Origin of the sequence: Bacteroides sp. An269, assembly GCF_002159755.1 — a bacterium.
GTDB classification, from domain to species: domain Bacteria; phylum Bacteroidota; class Bacteroidia; order Bacteroidales; family Bacteroidaceae; genus Phocaeicola; species Phocaeicola intestinalis.
Window position 1 is genome coordinate 1 of sequence record NZ_NFJG01000226.1, and the last position, 1448, is coordinate 1448.

General features: G+C 49.7%; 1 protein-coding gene. It reads left to right on the forward strand.

All coding sequences use genetic code 11. The features are described from left to right. A partial coding sequence (locus B5F71_RS19420; protein ID WP_143269953.1) for an IS66 family transposase occupies window positions 1–1331 on the forward strand: 1331 nt, incomplete at its 5' end. Window positions 1332–1448: the final 117 nt, after the last annotated feature.

Below are 1448 nucleotides of genomic sequence, written 5' to 3' on the forward strand. Positions count from 1 at the left end.
CGGAAGTACGGAAGCAGAATCGTCAGAACCGAAAAATGATAGAGGACTTACCCGTACTGGAGACCGAGACAATAGAACCGACAGGTGTTGACCTGTCTTTATACCGTAGAATAGGCGAAGAGATAACAAAAGTCGTCAAACACAAGCCGGGGATGCTTTACGTCAAGGAAATCATCCGTCCCAAATATGCACTCAAGGACAGCACCATGCTTCCTCCGGCTGGACAGAAAGGAGTGGAGATTGCCCCCATGCCGCTGATGCCTGTTGACAAGTGCATCGCTGATACCAGCCTGCTTGCCGAGATACTGCTTCAGAAGTATGAATACCACGTCCCGTTCTACCGTCAGATACAGCAATACAGGCATCTCGGGCTGGAAGGCCTTACGGAAAGCACGCTGGACGGATGGTTCAAGAAGACGGTAGAACTGCTGAAGCCCCTGTATGAGTCGCTTAAGAAAGAGGTTTTCTCTTGCGACTATGTGCAGGCGGACGAGACCACCATCCCGGTCATCAACAGAGGAAAGCACAAGGCGGAAAAGGAATACCTCTGGATGGTCAGGTCGGTCATGGAAAAACTGGTCATCTTCCATTATGACATGGGATCCCGGTCCGGATCGGTCATCGAATCACTGGCAAGCCAATACCACTTCAAAGGATACCTTCAATGCGACGGTTTTGCAGGCTATGAGACAGCCTTCAAGACCAACCCCAACGTGCGGCTGGTCAATTGCATGGCGCATATCCGTCGTGATTTTGAGCATGCCTTGGGTGAAAACAAAAAGGAAGCCGAATATGGGCTGACCCAGATACAGCACATGTACAGGATTGAGCACTGCTGCGATAAGGCGGGCTTGTCGTCCGACGGACGCAAAGCGAAACGCCGGGAACTGACACGCCCAATCATGGAGGCCATGAAGACGTGGATGGAAACGGAAGGCATCAAATACAGTCCCCAATCGCTAATCGGCAAAGCTGTCTCGTATGCCTATACCCGGTGGGACAACATGATGAGATGCCTGGAGGACGGACGCCTGCTTTTGGACAACAACCTGGCGGAAAATGCCATCCGGCCAATTACTTTGGGGCGCAAGAACTATCTCTTCTGCGGTAATCACGAGGCTGCCGTTAACATGTCTGTAATCTGTTCCCTGCTGGCCACCTGCAAGGCACACGATGTGAACCCAAGGGATTACCTGAAGGATATCATTGCCCAAATGCCTTATCATAAGAAGTCCGCTGATGAGGAACTGCTTAACCTTCTTCCGCACAAATGGAAACTGCAACATCCGGAGAGCCTGTTGACCAAACAAACTGTAGAATCCGCCAACTAACCACAACGTCAACATACAGGTTCAACAAAACTATAGCGACTGTCACTATGAATCCAATAGTAACAGTCGCTATCATTATATAGATATTTAATGACTGTAGTTTATCGAATGCTTACA